Raw genomic sequence first — 19701 nt, forward strand, 5'->3', positions numbered from 1 at the left:
TAATTATATTGATGCTTGTATAAGTAGAAGTGTACAACAATTTATATTTTATGAAGGGGATGAATCAATGATTGGTGAAATGAAACGAGAAGCATTGTACTCTTTAAAGGGAAAATGGGGACTAGGTGTTGGATCAACAATTTTATATTTTATTTTAAGTTATGTCGTTTCGATGGCTGCAATGCTTATACTTTTAATTCCAGGAATTATTATATTTTTCTTAGTTGTTAGCTTAGCTGGGTCAGTTGAGGCGGAAACGATGTCAATTGGAGCAGCTATTACATTTGGGATTTTCTATTGCATAATGATTATTTTGAGTAATGCATCTTATGGTATTACCTCATACGGTTACACGAATGTGTTTCTACAAATTAGTAAACGAGAAGATGCTAAAGTAGATTACTTGTTTGAAGGATTCCGTGGTTTTAAAAGAATGATGAAAACAATGTGGGCAATGCTTGCGATTTTGTTATATACAGGTACATGGATTCCGATGTTGTTAACAGGTTTATTCATATTCTTAGGTGAAGAAGGAAATCTGTCGTTTACAATAGCTTTCTTCGTACTATTAGCAATTTCAATTGTTGGTATGATTGTGATGTATTTTTCTTATGCACTGACGTACTATGTGATGATTGAAAATCCAGAATATAGTGTTTCGCAGGCGATGAAGGAAAGTAAGAATCTTATTAAGGGTCATAAGTTAGATTTGTTTCTTTTATGGCTAAGCTTCATAGGATGGGTTGTTTTAGCGATGCTTACTTTTGGAATAGGATTTCTTTGGCTTAGTCCGTATATGAGTACAACGACAGCACACTTTTATCGTTACATTTCAAAAGGTGAATTGCAATAGGAACATGCTATACTAATAGAATTATTGTGTATAGGAGGCGAGGCTAAGCATGATTAGTGATTTAAAAGGAGAAGCACTAGATTCATTAGAAGGGAAATGGGGATTAGCTGTTGGGGCTACACTACTCATTTCAATTCTTATCACAGCTTTTGATTTTAGTGTTGATTGGGGATTTTCTTTAATTTTTGGTTGGCAAAAAACAAATGGTTCAATTTCAATGAATATTCTTACATTTTTTGTTACTGGACCGTTAACTTTAGGTGGATATTACCTTGGTTTAAATATCCTTCGTGAAAATCAAGCTAGTATCGGTAATGTATTCATTTGGTTTTCAGAGGGAAAGAGATTTCTAAAATCATTTTTATTATATTTATTAGTAAATCTTTATCTTTTCTTATGGACGTTATTGTTCATTATTCCAGGTATTATTAAATCATTTTCTTATGCGATGACATACTTTATTATAAATGATCATCCTGAGTATTCACTGAACCAAGCTATTACAGAAAGTCGTCGTATGATGGATGGACATAAGATGGAGTATTTCATTTTATGTTTAAGTTTTATCGGTTGGTTTATATTAAGTTGTATTACGTTAGGGATTGGATTCTTATGGTTAATTCCATATTTCTACACAACATCTGCGGCTTTTTACGAAGAGATCGCAGAAGAATATTATGAGAAAAATATTTAGCACTATAAAACCCCCAGTATGAATTATTTGTTCATACTGGGGGTTTTTTGTAGAAACTTTATAAATTGATTGCTAGTAAGTGGTTTACTGAAATAGTAACCTTGCATATATTTACAGTTATGTTTTTGCAGGAACTTAAGTTGTTTTTCGGTTTCAATTCCTTCGGCAACGACTGAAAGATTTAAAGTATTTGCGAGGGAAAGGATTGTAGAAACGATGGCTCGTTCTTCAGGACGATGATCAGCTAATTGTGTAAATTCTCTCGGTACTTTTAATGTGTCGATTGGAAAAATTGATAAATAAGCAAGAGAAGAATACCCAGTACCGAAGTCATCAATGGAAGTTTGGATACCGTATTCTTTTAATTGCTTCAGTCTTAATAACGTTTCTTTCTCGTCAATCATTGCAATTCTTTCTGTTAACTCAAGGGTTACATATTTTGGGTCGACTTGCACGTCGTTTAATATTTGTGAAATGTTTTCGATTAATTGATCTTGCCGGAACTCTTTTGCAGATAAATTAACACTTATTTTTAAATTTTGGTAGCCAAAGGTATGCCATATTTTTAATTGGAGACAAGCTTCTTGTAATACCCAATGTCCAAGTGGGACTACTTGTGGCGTCTCTTCTACAATTGGAATAAACTCACATGGTGAAATGTCACCTAATAGCGGGTGTTTCCACCGTATTAAAGCTTCAGCACCGATAATTTTATTTGTTGTCGTATCAATTTGTGGTTGATAAACGAGATAAAATTCTTTGTTTACTAAAGCGATTGGCAAATCTTTTTCAATTCGAGCTTTTCGTTCTATTTTTTTATATAGTTCTTTCGTGTAAAGAGAGCTACCGTTTTTTCCTTTATTCTTTGCTTCGTACATGGCCATATCAGCATGCTGCAAAATGGATAGTGGATCTTCACCTGCTTCAGGATATATTGCAATTCCGATACTCGGTGAGATTTGTAAATGTTGATTTTCGATTTCAAATGGCTCATTCATGGCCGCTACAATCATATCAGCCATTTTTTGGACATCTGGTTTTTTTTTGTAATTTTCGATAAGGATCGTGAACTCATCCCCAGCTAGCCGTGCAAGTTTCATATTTGATGTTGATATTCTTTCGAGCCTTTTTGCTACTGCGATAAGCAATAGGTCTCCTACTCGATGACCGAGGGTATCATTAATAACTTTAAAACGGTCTAGATCGAGAAACATAACAGCAAAAGACTTTTTCGATACTTTTGCTCGTGCAATTGCCTGTTCTAAATGTTGATGAAATGCACGACGATTTGCAAGCTCGGTTAAAGTATCATGGTATGCTAGGAAATTAATTTGTTCTTGTTGTTGTTTGCTTTCCGTAATATCTTTAATCATTAAATAAACCCCAGAAATTTTCTCCTTTAAAAAAATCGGTACGGCGGTAACGTGCAAGTAGTAAATATCTCTATTTTTATGGTACGCCCGTATTTCTAAAGAGATAGAATATCCCTTCTTTACACGATGAAAGGCGTTAATCATTTCTTCTAAATCTTCTTCGTATATGAGTGAGTAGTAAGGCTGGTTTAATAATTCATTCGTTTGATAACCGAGTAAAGTAGTACCAGCGTTATTTACTTTGAGAAAATTACCGTACAAATCTAATGTGAAGATTGGATCTGGATGATGCTCGTATAAAGATTTAAACATTTGTTGATTATGGTAGAGTTCATTTTTCTGTTCTACTAAATCTTCTGTACGTAGTTCAATTTGTTTCTCGAGTTCTGAGTTGAATTGCATTTGAGCTAGCAATAATATTTTATTTTGTTTTCGAACTAAACTATGACGTATGAGAACGAAAGAGAAAGTTATTATAAGTCCGATTACTATAATAGGCGCAAAAACGTATTCGACTAATATAAAAACAATAAGCATTACTACCGAAATATACGGTAATGATAATCGGATTGCTTCACCAATTTTAAGTGTTAGTAGTACTTGTTCTTGTTTTTCAGGTTCTTTTGTATGGAGAATACAGGCAATTGCTACTAGTACTAAGGTTACTTGATAGAAAGGAGTAACTGTAAACATAGAATACTCTGGTATGAAGTATTTTATATAAGCATAAATCGCATCGGTAGTAGCATATAAAATTAAAGCACTGCCAAGAAGCGCACCAACCTTTTTAGGTAATAAGGATAGTGGTTTGAATAAAAGATTGATTCCTATTAAGAGAAAGAGTAAATCAGCCATTGGATAGGTAAGTTGAACAAATATGTCGATATAGGATGTTGTAAAGATGTGAATGGTTCGTTCAATAAGTAAGTAGTAACTTAAAGTAAATTGGGCTGTAACGATAATACAAATATCACATAGCATAAAAAGTTTTTCTAATAAATCTCGGTTGTAAATGATTTCGTATAGAAAGGCAAAGGTAAAACTAACTAAAAAAAGTAAGTAAAAAAAATCAGACGAATCAACGAACGTATAGAAGTCCTTTACAATTAAACGCTGATAGGCAACGACTATATCACCGATAAAATAAGAGAGAGCTCCAACAGATAATATGATCCAAAATAAACGAGGTAGCCCTTCTTTCATGTTTGAAAAGTAAAGAATATAACTACAAGCGATAATATCAATTAATAGGGTACTCGTTCCGATTAATAGCTGAAAAGGAAATGAGTATTCATATAGAAAAGGCATCGCTACGTAGTGAAGCGTTATGGACAGCAATACAATGCTTATAAGAATACTTACATGTGTTTGTTTTTTCATTTATATCACCTACGGTTCCTTGAAAAGCATATATAAGTTTTATATTTATTTTGCACAATTATAGCAAGTTGTAAAGATAGATTTTAATAATTCTTGTTTCTGTCTCCCAACATATCGACATAGGAATTTGAAGTTTGCTATAATGATTAGAATAGTTGCATTATTTAGAAAAATTTAAAAATAATAATTACTGCAACTAGGACATATTGTTTACTATGTGAACTTGTTCTTAATTTAGGGGGGAGGGTTTCACAATGGCAAGTGTATATGAAAATAGTTATATGATCGTTTTGATTTTCTTGCTATTAGGTATATTGCTGCCGGTAGTGGCTCTTACATTAGGAAGGATGCTGCGCCCAAATAAACCAAGTGCAGCAAAGGCGACGACGTATGAGAGTGGAATTGAGCCTTTTCACGATGCAAATATTCGGTTTCATGCTCGTTATTATATTTTCGCTTTATTGTTTGTGATCTTTGATGTAGAAACTTTATTTTTATATCCTTGGGCTGTTGCGTATGACAAGCTAGGTTTATTTGCATTAATTGAGATGCTCATCTTTGTTGTAATGTTGCTAGTTGGATTAGCGTATGCTTGGAAAAAGAAGGTGTTACAATGGTTATAAATTTTGAGGAATTACATCCAAATGAGCGAGCAGAATTAGAACGAAATATCTTTTTTTCTACATTGGAACAGTTGAAAGGGTGGGCGAGGAGCAATTCTTTATGGCCGATGACATTCGGACTGGCGTGCTGTGCAATTGAAATGATGGGAGTAGGCTCATCACATTATGATTTAGATCGATTTGGGTCATTTTTTCGGACTTCACCAAGGCAATCGGACGTCATGATTGTATCGGGAACAGTAACGAAGAAGATGGCTCCTATTGTTCGGCGTTTATATGATCAAATGCCTGAACCGAAATGGGTTATTGCGATGGGATCTTGTGCGACAGCAGGTGGTCCGTATGTAAATTCATATGCTGTTGTGAAAGGTGTAGACCAAATCGTACCAGTTGATGTGTATATTCCTGGTTGTCCCCCAAATCCGGCTGCTTTAATTTATGGAATTAATAAATTAAAAGAAAAAATTCGTTACGAAGCAATGACCAGGAAGCAGGTGACGAATAAATGAGTAATCCAAACAAAGATTTAGAGGATTTGAAAAAAGAAGCAGCTAGGCGTGCAAAAGAAGAAGCGAGAAAACGCCTTGTAGCGAAACACGAGGCGGAAATAAGTGAGTTTGAGGCAGAAGATCAAGAAAAAGAGAAAGCGCTACCAAAAAATGATGATATTACTATAGAAGAAGCAAAACGACGTGCAGCAGCGGCAGCAAAAGCAAAAGCGGCAGCATTAGCGAAGCAGAAAAGAGAAGGAACAGAAGAAGTAACGGAAGAAGAAAAAGCGAAAGCCAAGGCGAAGGCAGCAGCGGCAGCAAAAGCAAAAGCGGCAGCGTTAGCGAAGCAGAAAAGAGAAGGAACAGAAGAAGTAACGGAAGAAGAAAAAGCGAAAGCCAAGGCGAAGGCGGTGGCGGCAGCCAAGGCAAAAGCGGCAGCATTAGCGAAGCAGAAAGCCTCGCAAGGTGATGGGGATTCGGGAGATGAAAAGGCCAAGGCAATTGCAGCTGCAAAAGCGAAGACAAAGGGAGCTGAAGGTAAGAAAGAGGATGAGCCAAAGCAGGAAGAACCATCCGTAAATCAACCGCATTTAAATCAGTATATTGAGGCTATTAGGGAGAAGTTAGGAGAGGGTGCATTAGTAGATTCCTATATTAATAAATTGTCAAAGGATGTGCCAACTCTTGTGGTGGATCCCGCAAAATATTATGAAGTGATGGAGTCACTGCGATTCCATGAGGGACTTGCTTTTGATTATATGTCAGAGCTACATGCGACGGATTTTGTGACACATATGGAAGTGTATGTTCATTTGTTTTCATATGGCAAGAAACAATCGGTAGCGGTGAAGGTAAAACTAGACCGGGAAGCGCCGCAAGTCGAGTCTGTGACAGCGCTTTGGAAAGGGGCTGACTGGCCGGAGAGAGAAGCGTACGATTTGCTAGGCATTGTATTTAAAGGGCATCCGAATTTAACGCGTATTTTAATGCCAGATGATTGGGTAGGATATCCGCTTAGAAAAGACTATGAACCGTATGATGTGGAGGTGTAGCTATGATCCGTACGGAAGAGATGCTTTTGAATGTAGGACCTCAGCATCCGAGTACACATGGTGTGTTCAGGCTCGTAATTAAGATTGACGGGGAAATTATTAAAGAAGCTACACCGGTTATTGGGTATTTGCATCGCGGGACGGAAAAGATTGCTGAGAGCTTACAGTATACGCAAATTATTCCTTATACAGATCGAATGGACTATTTATCAGCCATGACGAATAATTACGTCATTTGTCATGCTGTAGAGACGATGATGGGGCTTGAAATTCCAGAGCGTGCCGAATATTTGCGAGTACTTGCGATGGAGCTAGGAAGAATTGCAAGTCATCTCGTTTGGTGGGGGACGAATCTTCTTGATATAGGAGCGGTCAGCCCGTTTCTGTACGCGTTTCGTGAACGAGAGATGATTATAAATTTATTAAATGAATTATGCGGGGCACGGCTTACTTTTAACTATATGAGAGTTGGTGGTGTGAAGTGGGATGCGCCAGATGGTTGGATTGAAAAGGTGGAAGAGTTTGTTCCGTATATGAGAGAGCAATTGTCAGGTTATCATGATCTTGTTAGCGGTAATGAGATTTTCTTAAATCGTGTGAAAGGCGTTGGTATATATAGCGCGGAAGAAGCGATTTCGTATTCTTTAAGCGGAGCAAATTTGCGGTGCACTGGAGTAAACTGGGATCTTCGCAAAGATGAGCCATATTCGATTTATGATCGTTTTGATTTTGATATTCCTGTTGGAAGCGTGGGAGATGCTTGGGATCGCTACGTTTGCCGAATGCAAGAAATCGAGGAGTCTTTAAAGATTGTTGAGCAAGCGGTTCAGCAGTTCCCGAAAGATGGAGCTGTGCTGGCAAAAGTACCGAAAATTATTAAGGCACCTAAGGGAGAAGCGTTCGTACGTATAGAATCGCCGCGCGGAGAGATTGGTTGTTATATCGCAAGTGATGGAAAGAAAGAGCCGTACCGTTTGAAGTTTCGCAGGCCATCTTTTTATAACTTGCAAATTTTACCGAAGTTATTAAAAGGTGAAAATATCGCTAATTTAATTACGATTTTAGGTGGAGTTGATATTGTACTTGGGGAGGTTGATGGCTAATGATTGAGACGCTCTTACAATCACCTTCAAGCTGGACGAATTTCTTCATTTTTTTCGGATTAGCGGTGCTTCTACTATTTGCAGTCCTTGGCTTCGTTACATATGGAATTTTGGCAGAACGGAAAGTGATGGGGTTTATGCAAGGGCGGATTGGACCAAACCAGGTTGGAGGCCGATTCGGTTTACTGCAAACGGTAGCTGATGTTTTAAAACTATTATTGAAAGAAGATAGTATTCCGAAAGCAGCAGATAAACCGCTGTTTATATTAGCGCCTGTCATTGCATTTGCACCAGCATTTATGGTGCTTGCAGTTATCCCGTTCACTGATAAATTTCAATTTGCAGATATTGGAGTCGGGCTACTTTATTATATTGCTGTTTCCGGTATTACGACGATAGGTGTTGTAACTGGGGGATGGGCATCAAATAATAAATATTCCCTTTTAGGAGGGATGCGTGCGGCAGCGCAAATGATTTCTTATGAGATTCCGCTCGTAATGAGTGTAATTGGTATCGTTTTGCTAGCTGGTAGCCTGAATTTAAATGAGATTGTAGCGGCGCAGGAGAAGGTTTGGTACATTTTCGTACAGCCAATTGGCTTCGTTGTTTTCTTAATCGCAGCAGTGGCAGAGTTAAATAGGACGCCATTCGATTTGCCAGAAGCGGAGTCAGAACTTGTTTCTGGATATCATACGGAATACTCAGGTTTTCGCTGGGCGTTTTTCATGCTTTCAGAGTACGTATATTTCTTCGGGATGGCATCGTTAATTACAGTGCTCTTTTTAGGCGGATGGAATCCAGTCATGTTTCTTGGATTTATCCCAGGTGCCGTATGGTTTGCTTTGAAATTTAGCAGTGTAGTCTTTCTATTAATTTGGTTCCGCGTCACGTTCCCACGTATAAGAGGTGACCAGTTAATGGAGTTTGGATGGAAAGTATTATTGCCGATTGCACTTGCAAATATTTTCTTAACGGCATTGATTAAGGAGTTATTCTTCTAATCTATGAGGGGGGTGCCAGTAAGAGATGAAAGGACTATTTAAAGGATTAAAATATACATTAAGTAATTTGAGCAAGAAGAAGGTAACGTATGATTATCCAAATCAGCCGTTGCCGTTGCCAGACCGTTTTCGGGGGATTCAAAAATTTTATCCGGAGAAATGTATTGTTTGTAATCAATGCTCTAACATTTGTCCGACAGACTGTATTCAGTTAACAGGAAAGAAACATCCAGATCCTACGAAAAAAGGAAAAATTATCGACACGTATGATATTAATTTTGAAATTTGTATTCTTTGTGATTTATGTACAGAAGTTTGCCCGACAGAGGCAATTGTCATGACAAATAACTTTGAACTCGCGGAATATTCACGTGATGACTTATTTAAAAATTTGCAGTGGCTTGACGAAAACGACGAAAACGTCAGGAAGGAGAATAAGGCATGAATGGCGAGTTTGTAGCATTCTTTATACTATCCTTGTCTGCAATTATCGGTGGTGTTCTTATGTTGAACTTAACGAAAGTTATGCACATGATGCTAGCTCTCGTTCTGACATTTCTCAGCATTGCAGGTTTGTATTTTCTTTTATCAGCTGAATTTATAGGCGTTGCACAAATTTTACTTTACTCTGGTGCAATCACAATTATTATGATTTTCGGCATTATGTTAACGAAACATAACGCGGAAAATGAATCGCGTCTTACTCTTCGAAAATGGATTATCTTCTTTGCAGTTGTAGCATTTGGAGCGGTTATGTATTTCGCTGTTAATAATGTTGATTTTGCAAATGAAAGCACACAAGGAAGTTTACCTCTCCATGAAAACAACACACTTCAAATCGGTACGCTTCTCTATTCAAAATATATTATTCCATTTGAACTAACTTCAGTTATTTTACTTGTAGCACTCGTTGGCGCGATTATACTTGCGAAAAAGGACGAGAAAGAGGAGGATTCCAATGAGTAGCGTTCCGGCTTCTGCATATTTAACACTTGCGATTATTTTGTTTTGCATCGGTCTATTTGGAGCTTTAACAAAGCGGAATACAGTAATCGTATTAGTTTGTATCGAATTAATGCTGAATGCTGCCAATTTAAACTTAGTGGCGTTTAGTAAATTAGGCCTATTTCCGAATTTAACAGGTCAAATTTTCTCACTGTTTACGATGGCTGTAGCGGCAGCAGAAGCGGCGGTAGGACTCGCTATTTTAATTGCTTTGTATCGTAATCGTACGACAGTTCAGGTGGATGAAATGGATACGCTCAAAGGATAGCATTGTGACCGAAAAAGGGGGAAGGAAACAATGATCGATTATGCATGGCTCATACCGCTTTTCCCACTCGTTTCGTTTTTGTTACTTATTATATTTGGGAAGAAAATTAGAGAAGGAAGCAGCGTACTTAGTATTTTTTTCGTCTTTCTCTCCTTTATACTTGCGGTACTTGTGTTAATAGAAAGGTTTTCAGAAGCAAGCGTGAAGCATAAGTGGGTGTGGCTTAGAGCTGGAGATGTGGATATATCATTCGGCTTTGAGGTGACTGCATTAGGAGCTTTAATGTTATTTATCGTTACGCTTGTGAGTCTGCTTGTACATGTGTATTCGAAAGGTTATATGAAAGGTGATGAACGATTACCAACCTTTTACGCATATTTAGGACTCTTTACATTTGCGATGTTAGGGCTTGTTATATCAACGAATTTATTACAGCTTTATATATTTTGGGAATTAGTTGGCCTTGGCTCATTTTTACTTATCGGTTTTTATTTCTTTAAAGAAGAAGCGAAGGCTGCTGCAAAAAAGGCTTTTATTATGACCCGTATTGGGGATGTTGGTTTATTTATCGGGATGATTTTAATTTTTTGGTACGCAGGTAGTTTTGAATATGACGTAATATTTAGGGCGATTTATACAGGGGATTTACCTCCTTACATGATTACGATAACAGCGATATTAATTTTTATCGGGGCGATGGGGAAATCAGGTCAGTTCCCGCTTCATACGTGGTTGCCAGATGCAATGGAGGGGCCAACGCCTGTTTCGGCACTTATTCACGCCGCGACGATGGTTGCAGCAGGCGTATATTTAGTAGCGACGATGTTCCCTCTATTTTCAGCAAGTACAGTGGCGATGCAGACCGTGGCAATCGTTGGAGCTTTCACTGCAATCTTTGCGGCCTCTATCGGTCTCGTGCAAACAGATATAAAGAGAGTACTTGCTTATTCTACAGTTAGCCAGCTTGGATATATGATGCTTGCGTTAGGTTCTGCAGGTTATGTAGCTGGCGTCTTCCATTTAACGACACATGCTTTTTTTAAAGCACTACTATTTTTGGCAGCAGGAAGTGTAATTCATGCAGTGCATACGCAAAACATTAATAAAATGGGCGGTTTACAGAAGAAGATGAAAGTAACTGGTACGCTATTTCTAATAGGTACCCTTGCCATTAGCGGTGTTCCGCTCCTTTCCGGTTTTTTCAGCAAAGATGAAATTTTAGCGGCGACTTGGATGAATGGCAATTACGTTTTATTTACTTTAGCAGTAATTGCGGCGTTTTTGACAGCGTTTTATATGTTCCGCCTATACTTTCTTGTCTTTACCGGAGAAACGAAGACGAAGGAAGATGTGCATGAGTCGCCCCGCGTTATGACGTATCCAATGATTGTTCTCGGCGTTCTCGCAGTAGTGGCAGGATATATAAATACACCATGGTTCGGTACGTTTCTCGGAGATTGGTTGACGAAAGATGTAGGGTTCAAGGTTGAAGAAGCGCATGGGCCAGTTTGGATTATGATTGTTGCGACGCTCGTTTCATTTGCGGGAATCGCTCTTGCATATTTCATATATGGCAAGAAATCAATTTCTAGAGATTGGGCTGGGGGTACGGAAACCTCGCTTTATAATCTTTTGAAAGAAAAATATTATGTGGATGAACTATACAACATGACGGTGATCCCTATTACGAAAGGAATCGCTCATGTGCTTCGCTTATTTGAAGTGTATGTAGTCGAGGGAATTGCAGTTTTAATTGGAAGCGTAGTTAAAGGCACAAGTAATCTTGGATCGAAACTTCAAAACGGGAATGTACAAGTGTACGGTACTGTAACGGCGGTTTCGCTCGCTGTACTCGTCATTATTTTGCTCTATACAGGAGGGGATTTACGATGAATGATTTGTTGTTAACGTTCTTCATTTTTTCCCCGCTTTTAGGAATTTTATTGCTTGTATTAACACCGAAAAAGGAATTGCGTACAGTGCGGGCGCTTGGTTTATTTGGGACGGCACTTCCATTTGGAATCGCTATCGTCCTCGCTTGTACATATGCTTCTGGAAAGAGTTTGTCACTATTTGATGAAAAGGTGAAATGGATTAAGTTCGGAGATTTTACAGCGGTAGATAAAAGGTGGTTTTCTATTTATTACGAGCTCGGTATTGATGGTTTGTCGCTTGTTATGATGGTGCTGACGGCTCTTCTAGCGATGCTCGCAGCAATTGCAGCCTTTTCTATTAAAAGAAATTTAAAAGCATTTTATATGCTGTTACTCATGCTAGAAATAGGGATGCTCGGCGTCTTTGCTGCTCAAAATCTAATGTTGTTTTTTATCTTCTTTGAAATTACGTTGCCACCAATGTTCTTATTGATTGGGAAGTGGGGGAAATTGTCGAGCGAAAAGGCTGCGTATAGTTATTTAATATATAACGGTATTGGCTCAGCTATTTTGCTCATTGTTTTCTCAATTTTGTTCGCGAAAACAGGTACAACAAATATTGTGGAGCTGAAAGAGATATTAAGAAGCGTAAGTGCAGAAGGAGAACTCATCATCCCAAGTAGCTTGCAGCTTGGTGTATTTATTTCCATAATGATTGCCTTTGCAATTAAACTACCTGTTTTTCCGTTGCACCGTTGGATGGTCAATGTGCACATAGAAGCGCATCCAGCTGTAGTTATGCTTCATGCTGGAGTTTTGTTAAAGATTGGAGCATACGGTATTATTCGCTTCGGAAAAGGGCTATTCCCGGAATATTTTCACGATGTTGCAACATTAATTGCGATATTAGGTGTAATTAATTTATTATACGGTGCCTTTTTAGCGCTCATCCAAACGGACTTTAGGAAAGTACTGGCTTACTCTAGTATTTCGCATATGGGAATTGTGTTAATGGGACTTGCGTCACTTAATGCACCGGGTACACAAGGGGCGTTATTCCAGGTTGTATCGCACGGTTTAATTGCAGCCTTACTGTTTTTCTTACTCGGTGTTATAGAACAACGTTTCGGAACATCAGAAATTACAGCGCTTGGTGGACTCGCAAAAAGTGTCCCAGTACTTAGCGGCTTCTTCTTAGCAGGAGGAATGGCATCGCTTGGATTACCAGGGATGTCTGGGTTTGTTAGTGAATTTCTTGCCTTTCTCGGTTTATTTCAAGGAGAGCCCGTCATTGCTGCAGTCGGTGTGATTGGCATCATTTTAACCGCTGTATATGTTTTAAGGGCGACACTTCAAGTGACATTCGGAAAGAAAGAGTGGGAAGCAAAATCTGATATACATGGATGGGAGTATGTCCCTGTTTTACTACTTATCTTTTGTATTATTGCAATTGGAGTTATGCCAGAGATACTAGGGGATCCGCTTCAAAATACATTGAAAACATTGGGGGTGAAGTAGGATGGATATGAATACGTTACTTAGCTTATCATGGCATCTAATGGTGCCAGAATTTATTATTCTCGGGGCCGCCATCCTTCTGTCCATATGTGATTTGTTTTTTAAGCTGAACCATAGATATGTAGCTCTTGGTGCGATCGCTGCCATCGTATTAGCAATTGTGTCATTAATTACGCTATATAGCGAACCAGCTGGAGATATTTTAAATGGATCGTTTGTGTTAGATGGATTTTCAAAAGGGTTTAAAACGTTGTTATTAGGCGCCTCAGCTCTCATTTTATGCATCGCAATGAGCGATGATAAGAAGAATCCGATTGAAGATAAGGGCGAATATTATTACTTATTTTTAATGGCACTTCTTGGTGCGATGTTCATGGCTTCTAGTGTTGACTTTATCACCCTTTTCGTTGGTTTAGAGTTACTTTCACTTTCTTCTTATATTTTAGTCGGAATACGAAAAAAGAACCGTGCATCAAATGAAGCGGCAATGAAATATGTCATTAGCGGAGGAATTGGAACGGCGATCACGCTCTTCGGAATGAGTTATTTATACGGTATTACAGGTTCAACTAACATTGTAGATATGCAAAAGGTACTCACTGGGGAGCTCGCTAGTGGTATTCAGTTATTGCTAGCTCTGGCATTTCTTTTATTGCTAGTCGGTCTCTCATTTAAAATTGCCACAGTGCCGTTTCATATGTGGGCACCTGATGTGTATGAAGGAGCGACTACACCTGTTACCGCTTTTCTTGGAACGATTTCTAAAATTGCTGGGTTCCTACTCATTATTCGTTTGTTCCTTATGGTTTTTGCAAGTGTATTAATACAAGGAGATATGCAGTCTTTATATGGGCATATGAGTATATATATTGCGGTGCTAGCAAGTATTACGATGATTGTTGGGAATGTAGTCGCGTTAAAACAATACAATATAAAACGTTTATTTGCTTATTCAGGCATTGCGCATGCTGGGTATTTGCTCGTTCCACTTGTGGCATTATCACCATTTACGCTGGATAGCATGTGGTTTTATATGTTGGCATACATGCTTATGAATATAGGCGCGTTTGCCATTATCCACGGCTTAATCTTACAAAACGATAAGGAAAATATAACGATTTTCACCGGATTATATAAGAAATCACCATTTGCAGCGATCATGATGACAATCTTTATTTTATCGCTGGCCGGGATACCAGGGACGGCTGGCTTCATTGGAAAGATTAACATCTTTTTAGGCGCGCTTCATGTAGAGCCAGCACATTACGTACTAGCTTCGATTATGATGGGTACGACAGTTGTTTCATTCGTATATTATTTCCGTATTTTACAACAAATGTTTTTCCGCACCGGAGAGACAGAAGAGAGGATACGGTTACCATTAAATATAAAGGTTGTTATGAGCCTTTGTGCAATTTCGATTGTAATACTAGGGATTATGCCGATGATTGGGTACAATTTCTTTTATGAATATTTTCCATTAATGAAAGATTTCTTCTTCTTAGGGAACGTGGTACAATAGTGAAAATAAAAGGTGTGGAGTCAGTACTCTGCGCTTTTTATTTTGTGTTAACTTGTAATGTAGATATACGTTTTTTGAAAGAAAATCACGATGTAAAATGTAAGATGTCTATGTGCATTTGAAAAAGTGTGGCTCCTACTTATTATGGTATCGTTTTTATATTCTTTCATAAGTAGTAGCTGAGTAAAAAGGGGTCGATTTTTTGGCACAACTTTTAGGGCAACAAGCACTGATTGCCATTGTTTCGCATTTATTGTTTATTACCATTACGTGGTGGGCTTTGCAAGGCATTCACATTGAGCGTTTAATGAAGTCCGGAAAAGTGCTGCAGACGCGAGTATTACTCATCTTAATTACAATTGCAATTGGGACATCTGTAAGTAACTTTTTCCTTGATTATTTAGGCTATTCGAAGAGTTTAACGTATTTAGTAAAGTAAGTGTATAGAACCTCAAATCTCCGTTAACAATGGGGATAGGAGGGGATGAAATTGAAGCTTAAAGCCATTCTTATTGTTGCACTTAGTGTTGTTTTATTTTTGGTTGGATATAGAGAGATGAAACCGATAAGCGATGAACAGAAAATGGAGAGCATGATTAAGGCTTTAGAGAAAAATGATGCTAAAGTAGAAAAATGGTCATGGTTAGCTAGAGAAACAAAAACAATTTCTAATATACATACGTTTCAAAAGTTGTTAAACAATGTGAAGGACAAGGCAAATATTCAAAAGTGGGAAGTAGAGCAATCTCCAGATGGATATAAAGCTACATCCTATAAAAAGTTTGCTTCTCATGAAGAACGAGTAGTAGTAACTTGGAGTAAAGAAAATACTAAAGAAAACACTTTCATTATCTTTGAAGTAAGTGGGGCGAAATGGGACCCGAAGTATGTTCAAAAAGTAAATAAAATTTTTAGTGAAAAACCTATAATTTACACTTGTGTTCAAGGTGTACTGAATGATAAGATTGAAGGTGTTTTGCAAAATAAAACCAATCAGGTTTTGAAAGATCTTTCAGCAAGAGCGATCGAACAAGTAGAAGAAAGAGCATTTGTGTCAGTCTCCGCATACAATAAAAAGTGGGATGACGCTCTTTCAACAAATAGAGAGAAAATAAATGTGCAAATAGCAATACGTTCTACAGACAACAAAGATACAATTGTGGTTGGCACACCGATCATAACTTCTGAGTATTGAGTGAATAGATACTGAAAAAAGGACACGGAGGGGAATAATTTGGAAAAGATCATCGTCCGTGGCGGAAAGCGGTTAAACGGCACAGTGCGTGTTGAGGGCGCAAAAAATGCTGTATTACCTATAATCGCTGCAGCCCTATTAGCGAGTGATGGAAAGAATGTACTATCTGAAGTACCAGTTTTGTCTGATGTATACACAATTAATGAGGTATTACGTCATTTAAATGCTGAAGTCGTATTTGAAAATAATCAAGTAACAATCGATTCTTCTAAAGAACTAAACATTGAAGCACCATTTGAATATGTACGTAAAATGCGTGCATCTGTTCAAGTAATGGGACCATTATTAGCACGTAACGGTCGTGCTCGTATTGCACTTCCTGGTGGATGTGCAATCGGTTCACGTCCAATTGACCAACATTTAAAAGGCTTCGAAGCAATGGGAGCAAAAGTACAGGTTGGTAACGGTTTTGTTGAGGCATATGTTGAGGGAGAACTAAAAGGAGCTAAAATCTACTTAGACTTCCCAAGCGTAGGCGCGACAGAAAACATTATGTCTGCAGCTACATTAGCAAAAGGGACAACAATTCTTGAAAACGCAGCGAAAGAACCAGAAATCGTTGACTTAGCTAACTTCTTAAATGCGATGGGAGCGAAAGTACGCGGAGCTGGAACTGGAACGATTCGTATCGAAGGCGTTGATAAATTATATGGTGCAAACCACTCTATTATTCCTGACCGTATTGAAGCGGGAACATTCATGGTTGCAGCAGCAATTACTGGTGGAGACATCTTAATTGAAAATGCTGTACCTGAACATTTACGCTCAATTACAGCGAAAATGGAAGAAATGGGTGTTAAAATTATTGAGGAAAATGAAGGTGTACGTGTTATCGGCCCAGATAAGTTAAAAGCGGTTGATATTAAAACTATGCCTCACCCAGGTTTCCCAACAGACATGCAATCACAAATGATGGCATTATTACTACAAGCTGATGGAACAAGCATGATTACAGAAACGGTATTCGAAAACCGCTTTATGCACGTTGAAGAATTCCGTCGTATGAATGCTGATATTAAAATTGAAGGTCGTTCTGTTATTATGAACGGTCCAAACAGCTTACAAGGTGCTGAAGTAGGCGCAACTGATTTACGTGCTGCAGCTGCATTAATCTTAGCTGGTTTAGTATCAGAAGGTTATACTCGTGTAACTGAGTTAAAACATCTTGACCGTGGTTATGTAGATTTCCATAAGAAATTAGCTGCATTAGGTGCAACTATTGAACGTGTAAACGAAAAAGTAGAAGAAGTGAAAGAACAAGAAGTTTCTGATCTTCACGCTTAATTGAAATAGTCGCTATGTCTTTTGACATAGGGGCTATTTTTTTTGGGTTATTACTGTTATAGTCAATAAATTCTATACTTATGCACGTACCAGTAAAAATATTTAGAAAATTTCCGTTGTATGCTCTTCCCCTTAAGTGTGTTCTAAAAGAAAGAGTTGTTCCATAAGAATGAATGGAGTAAAGCTTTTATATTGGGGGAAAAATAGGATGAAATTTTCAAAGCCACTTTTTATTACAGTAGCGCTCTTAATAGCGCTCGTTATCATTGTACCTGCAGCCCTTGTTATCCCATTTGCGAAAGCAAAAGTAGGGGAAGAAACGGCCTCTAAAACTCCTCCAGCGATAGAAAGTATACCAGCTCCAGGAAAAGTAGATACAGCTGTTCAAGTTGCTGTATATCGTGAGAAACAAAAGAAGGTAGAATCATTACCTATGGAGGAGTATGTGACCGGTGTAGTAGCTTCTGAGATGAATGCCAGTTTTGAAATAGAGGCACTAAAGGCACAGGCATTAGCAGCAAGAACATTTGTAGTACAACGTATGCTAAGCGGAGGAAAGAAAAATAATGCAGACGTGACAGATACGGTGAAAGATCAAGTGTACAAAAGCAAAGATGAATTGAAGAAGCAATGGGGCAATAACTACGAAAATAATTTGAAGAAAATCGAAGAAGCTGTTTCGAAAACAGCAGGACAAGTTTTAACATATGATGGAAAACCAATTTCAGCATCCTTCTTTTCAACGAGTAATGGTCGAACAGAAAATGCAGCTGACTATTGGGGAAATGATTATCCGTACTTGAAAAGTGTAGATAGTCCGTGGGATCAAGCCTCACCAAAGTTTACGAGCGAGCAAACTTTTACAGTAGCTGATTTTCAAAAACGTCTCGGTGTGAAAGTGCTAGCAGACGGGAAGGTTGGAAACATTAAAGACCTTACGGAAGGAAAGCGCGTAAAGGATGTAGCTTTTCAAGGAAAAACATTAACAGGAAAAGAAGTTCGTGAAAAGTTAGATTTACGTTCTTCTGATTTCACGTGGAAACAACAAGGAGATAAAATCATCATTACAACGAAAGGCTTCGGTCACGGCGTTGGTATGAGTCAATACGGGGCGAACGGCATGGCAGCAGAAGGCAAGAAATATACAGATATCGTCGCCCATTACTATAAAGGCGTTGAAATAAAGACGATGAATGATTATGAAGGGAAATTGATGGTGAAGAAATAGATGTCAGGACTCCCTGGCATCTATTTTTTTGCTTGAAATATCATAATTTTCCATTAATTGTTTGGTATAATAGGATAAAAAGTATTTGGGGGAGACGGAATGGCGCTACTGGAGTTGAAACAATTAGGGAAGACGAACCAGTTACCGGCAATTGAGCTAAAGGTTGAAAAAGGACAATGTATTGTTTTGCAATGTAATAACCATACAGCTAAAGTGTTGCACCGTATTATGATTGGTGAGGAAGAAGCTTCAACTGGCAATGTGCTATTTGAAGGTAAAGCGATTGGAAAGAAAAATTATTCTCGCATCGGCTTTTGTTTTTTGAAAGATGAGGCATATGATCGTTTGAAGGTGAAGGAATACTTTAAGTTTTTACTAGGTCTTTATGAATCGAATATGAGTACGGAAGAAATTGTACAATATGTCGGTCTTTTAGATAAGTTAAACGTTAAGATAGAAAAACTATCATTTTCAGAGAAGCGTCGTCTTCATATTGGACGAATTATGATTCATAATCCGGATCTAGTCATTTTGGAAGAGCCAGAGCAAAATGTAGATACAGAGAGTACGGTTATTATTCGAAAAGCAATCATGAAAATGAAAGAACAAGGAAAGGCAATCTTTATTACGTCATCATTTCTATCGGATGCCCTTTCGTTAACAGAGGATGTATACATATTAAACAACGATGGTGTGAAAAAGATAGAAATTGAGCAAGAGGAAGTGGAAGAAGTCGATGAAGAAAAAGTCATTCAAATGATTCCGCAAATGAAGTTAGAAAGAATACCTGCGAAAGTGAACGATAAAATCATTTTACTTGATCCGATGGAAATCCATTTCATTGAAACGCAAAACGGAGTAACACATATTCACGTTCGTGAAGGGGATTTCGTATGCGCCTTAACATTAAGTGAACTAGAAGCGAGATTAACAGGTTTTGGTTTCTTTAGATGTCATCGCTCGTACCTTGTAAATTTACAAAGAGTACGAGAAGTGATTACTTGGACTCGTAACAGTTTTAGCTTAATTTTAGACGACGAAAGAAAAAGTTCAATTCCACTTTCAAAAGGACGAATGGATGAATTAAAAGGCGTGATTGGGCTATAAAAAGTGCTCCAATAAGCTCAACATGCGATTCATTCACCGGTAAAAATACTCCTTTTACCGGTATTTTACT

At 38.0% G+C, this 19701-nt stretch carries 19 protein-coding genes; 18 read left to right on the forward strand and 1 reads right to left on the reverse strand.

Translation table 11 applies throughout. The annotated features are described in order from the left end of the window. The first annotated feature begins 67 nt into the window (after positions 1–67). Together ACQRBL_RS27305 and ACQRBL_RS27310 are read left to right on the forward strand one after the other, a co-directional pair. Positions 68–853, forward strand: a complete 786-nt coding sequence (locus ACQRBL_RS27305) for a DUF975 family protein (protein ID WP_097988118.1) — start codon at positions 68–70, stop codon at positions 851–853. A gap of 49 nt (positions 854–902) precedes the next feature. Next, positions 903–1547 (forward strand): DUF975 family protein, encoded by a 645-nt coding sequence (locus ACQRBL_RS27310; RefSeq protein ID WP_016079654.1) that lies wholly within the window; start codon positions 903–905, stop codon positions 1545–1547. A gap of 23 nt (positions 1548–1570) precedes the next feature. Here ACQRBL_RS27310 and ACQRBL_RS27315 read toward each other — a convergent pair whose 3' ends face one another. Then, positions 1571–4300, reverse strand: a complete 2730-nt coding sequence (locus ACQRBL_RS27315) for an EAL domain-containing protein (RefSeq protein WP_098256887.1) — start codon at positions 4298–4300, stop codon at positions 1571–1573. Positions 4301–4554: 254 nt separating this feature from the next. Between ACQRBL_RS27315 and nuoA the strand changes: the two genes are divergently transcribed. The 16 genes from nuoA to ACQRBL_RS27395 all read left to right on the forward strand — a co-directional run bounded on the left by nuoA (position 4555) and on the right by ACQRBL_RS27395 (position 19631). Next, positions 4555–4923 (forward strand): NADH-quinone oxidoreductase subunit NuoA, encoded by a 369-nt coding sequence (nuoA, locus tag ACQRBL_RS27320; protein WP_000179273.1) that lies wholly within the window; start codon positions 4555–4557, stop codon positions 4921–4923. Further along, entirely contained in the window at positions 4914–5432 is a 519-nt protein-coding gene (nuoB, locus tag ACQRBL_RS27325; RefSeq protein ID WP_098277166.1) for an NADH-quinone oxidoreductase subunit NuoB, read from the forward strand. Before nuoA ends, nuoB begins: the two co-directional genes overlap by 10 nt. After that, entirely contained in the window at positions 5429–6466 is a 1038-nt protein-coding gene (locus ACQRBL_RS27330) for an NADH-quinone oxidoreductase subunit C (RefSeq protein WP_411995837.1), read from the forward strand. Before nuoB ends, ACQRBL_RS27330 begins: the two co-directional genes overlap by 4 nt. A gap of 2 nt (positions 6467–6468) precedes the next feature. Continuing rightward, positions 6469–7569 carry an NADH-quinone oxidoreductase subunit NuoD gene (nuoD, locus tag ACQRBL_RS27335; RefSeq protein ID WP_097988153.1) on the forward strand — a complete coding sequence of 367 codons (1101 nt, stop codon included), beginning with the start codon at positions 6469–6471 and terminating at the stop codon, positions 7567–7569. Beyond that, entirely contained in the window at positions 7569–8570 is a 1002-nt protein-coding gene (nuoH, locus tag ACQRBL_RS27340; RefSeq protein WP_000573426.1) for an NADH-quinone oxidoreductase subunit NuoH, read from the forward strand. The genes nuoD and nuoH overlap by 1 nt, the downstream gene beginning before the upstream one ends. A gap of 25 nt (positions 8571–8595) precedes the next feature. After that, positions 8596–9015: an NADH-quinone oxidoreductase subunit NuoI gene (nuoI, locus tag ACQRBL_RS27345; RefSeq protein ID WP_000677191.1), complete on the forward strand. Its 420-nt coding sequence runs from the start codon at positions 8596–8598 to the stop codon at positions 9013–9015. Beyond that, a complete protein-coding gene (locus tag ACQRBL_RS27350; RefSeq protein WP_001012812.1) occupies positions 9012–9536 on the forward strand; it encodes an NADH-quinone oxidoreductase subunit J in 525 nt (174 codons plus the stop codon). The genes nuoI and ACQRBL_RS27350 overlap by 4 nt, the downstream gene beginning before the upstream one ends. After that, on the forward strand, positions 9529–9843 hold the full coding sequence (gene nuoK, locus ACQRBL_RS27355) for an NADH-quinone oxidoreductase subunit NuoK (RefSeq protein WP_000100079.1): 315 nt from the start codon (positions 9529–9531) through the stop codon (positions 9841–9843). The genes ACQRBL_RS27350 and nuoK overlap by 8 nt, the downstream gene beginning before the upstream one ends. 30 nt (positions 9844–9873) lie before the next feature. Then, positions 9874–11736 carry an NADH-quinone oxidoreductase subunit L gene (gene nuoL / locus ACQRBL_RS27360; protein ID WP_411995836.1) on the forward strand — a complete coding sequence of 621 codons (1863 nt, stop codon included), beginning with the start codon at positions 9874–9876 and terminating at the stop codon, positions 11734–11736. Further along, complete coding sequence (locus ACQRBL_RS27365; RefSeq protein ID WP_053563318.1) at positions 11733–13235, forward strand: NADH-quinone oxidoreductase subunit M; 1503 nt, start codon at positions 11733–11735, stop codon at positions 13233–13235. Before nuoL ends, ACQRBL_RS27365 begins: the two co-directional genes overlap by 4 nt. A gap of 7 nt (positions 13236–13242) precedes the next feature. Beyond that, positions 13243–14757 carry an NADH-quinone oxidoreductase subunit NuoN gene (gene nuoN, locus ACQRBL_RS27370; protein ID WP_002083561.1) on the forward strand — a complete coding sequence of 505 codons (1515 nt, stop codon included), beginning with the start codon at positions 13243–13245 and terminating at the stop codon, positions 14755–14757. A 202-nt stretch (positions 14758–14959) separates the two neighbouring features. Further along, the gene (locus ACQRBL_RS27375) at positions 14960–15196 is read left to right on the forward strand and encodes a DUF1146 family protein (RefSeq protein ID WP_000057889.1); all 237 of its coding nucleotides are present in this window, start codon (positions 14960–14962) and stop codon (positions 15194–15196) included. A gap of 51 nt (positions 15197–15247) precedes the next feature. After that, a complete protein-coding gene (locus tag ACQRBL_RS27380) occupies positions 15248–15952 on the forward strand; it encodes a YwmB family TATA-box binding protein (RefSeq protein WP_404977865.1) in 705 nt (234 codons plus the stop codon). Positions 15953–15991: 39 nt separating this feature from the next. Beyond that, positions 15992–17296: a UDP-N-acetylglucosamine 1-carboxyvinyltransferase gene (gene murA / locus ACQRBL_RS27385; protein WP_000411275.1), complete on the forward strand. Its 1305-nt coding sequence runs from the start codon at positions 15992–15994 to the stop codon at positions 17294–17296. 208 nt (positions 17297–17504) lie between these two features. Further along, positions 17505–18524, forward strand: a complete 1020-nt coding sequence (spoIID, locus tag ACQRBL_RS27390; RefSeq protein WP_048564282.1) for a stage II sporulation protein D — start codon at positions 17505–17507, stop codon at positions 18522–18524. Between the two features lie 99 nt (positions 18525–18623). After that, positions 18624–19631, forward strand: coding sequence for a LytTR family transcriptional regulator DNA-binding domain-containing protein (locus ACQRBL_RS27395; RefSeq protein WP_043935875.1), 1008 nt, complete (start codon positions 18624–18626; stop codon positions 19629–19631). Positions 19632–19701 lie beyond the last annotated feature (70 nt).

It is taken from the genome of Bacillus sp. AF62, from assembly GCF_050312695.1.
Lineage (GTDB): Bacteria > Bacillota > Bacilli > Bacillales > Bacillaceae_G > Bacillus_A > Bacillus_A cereus.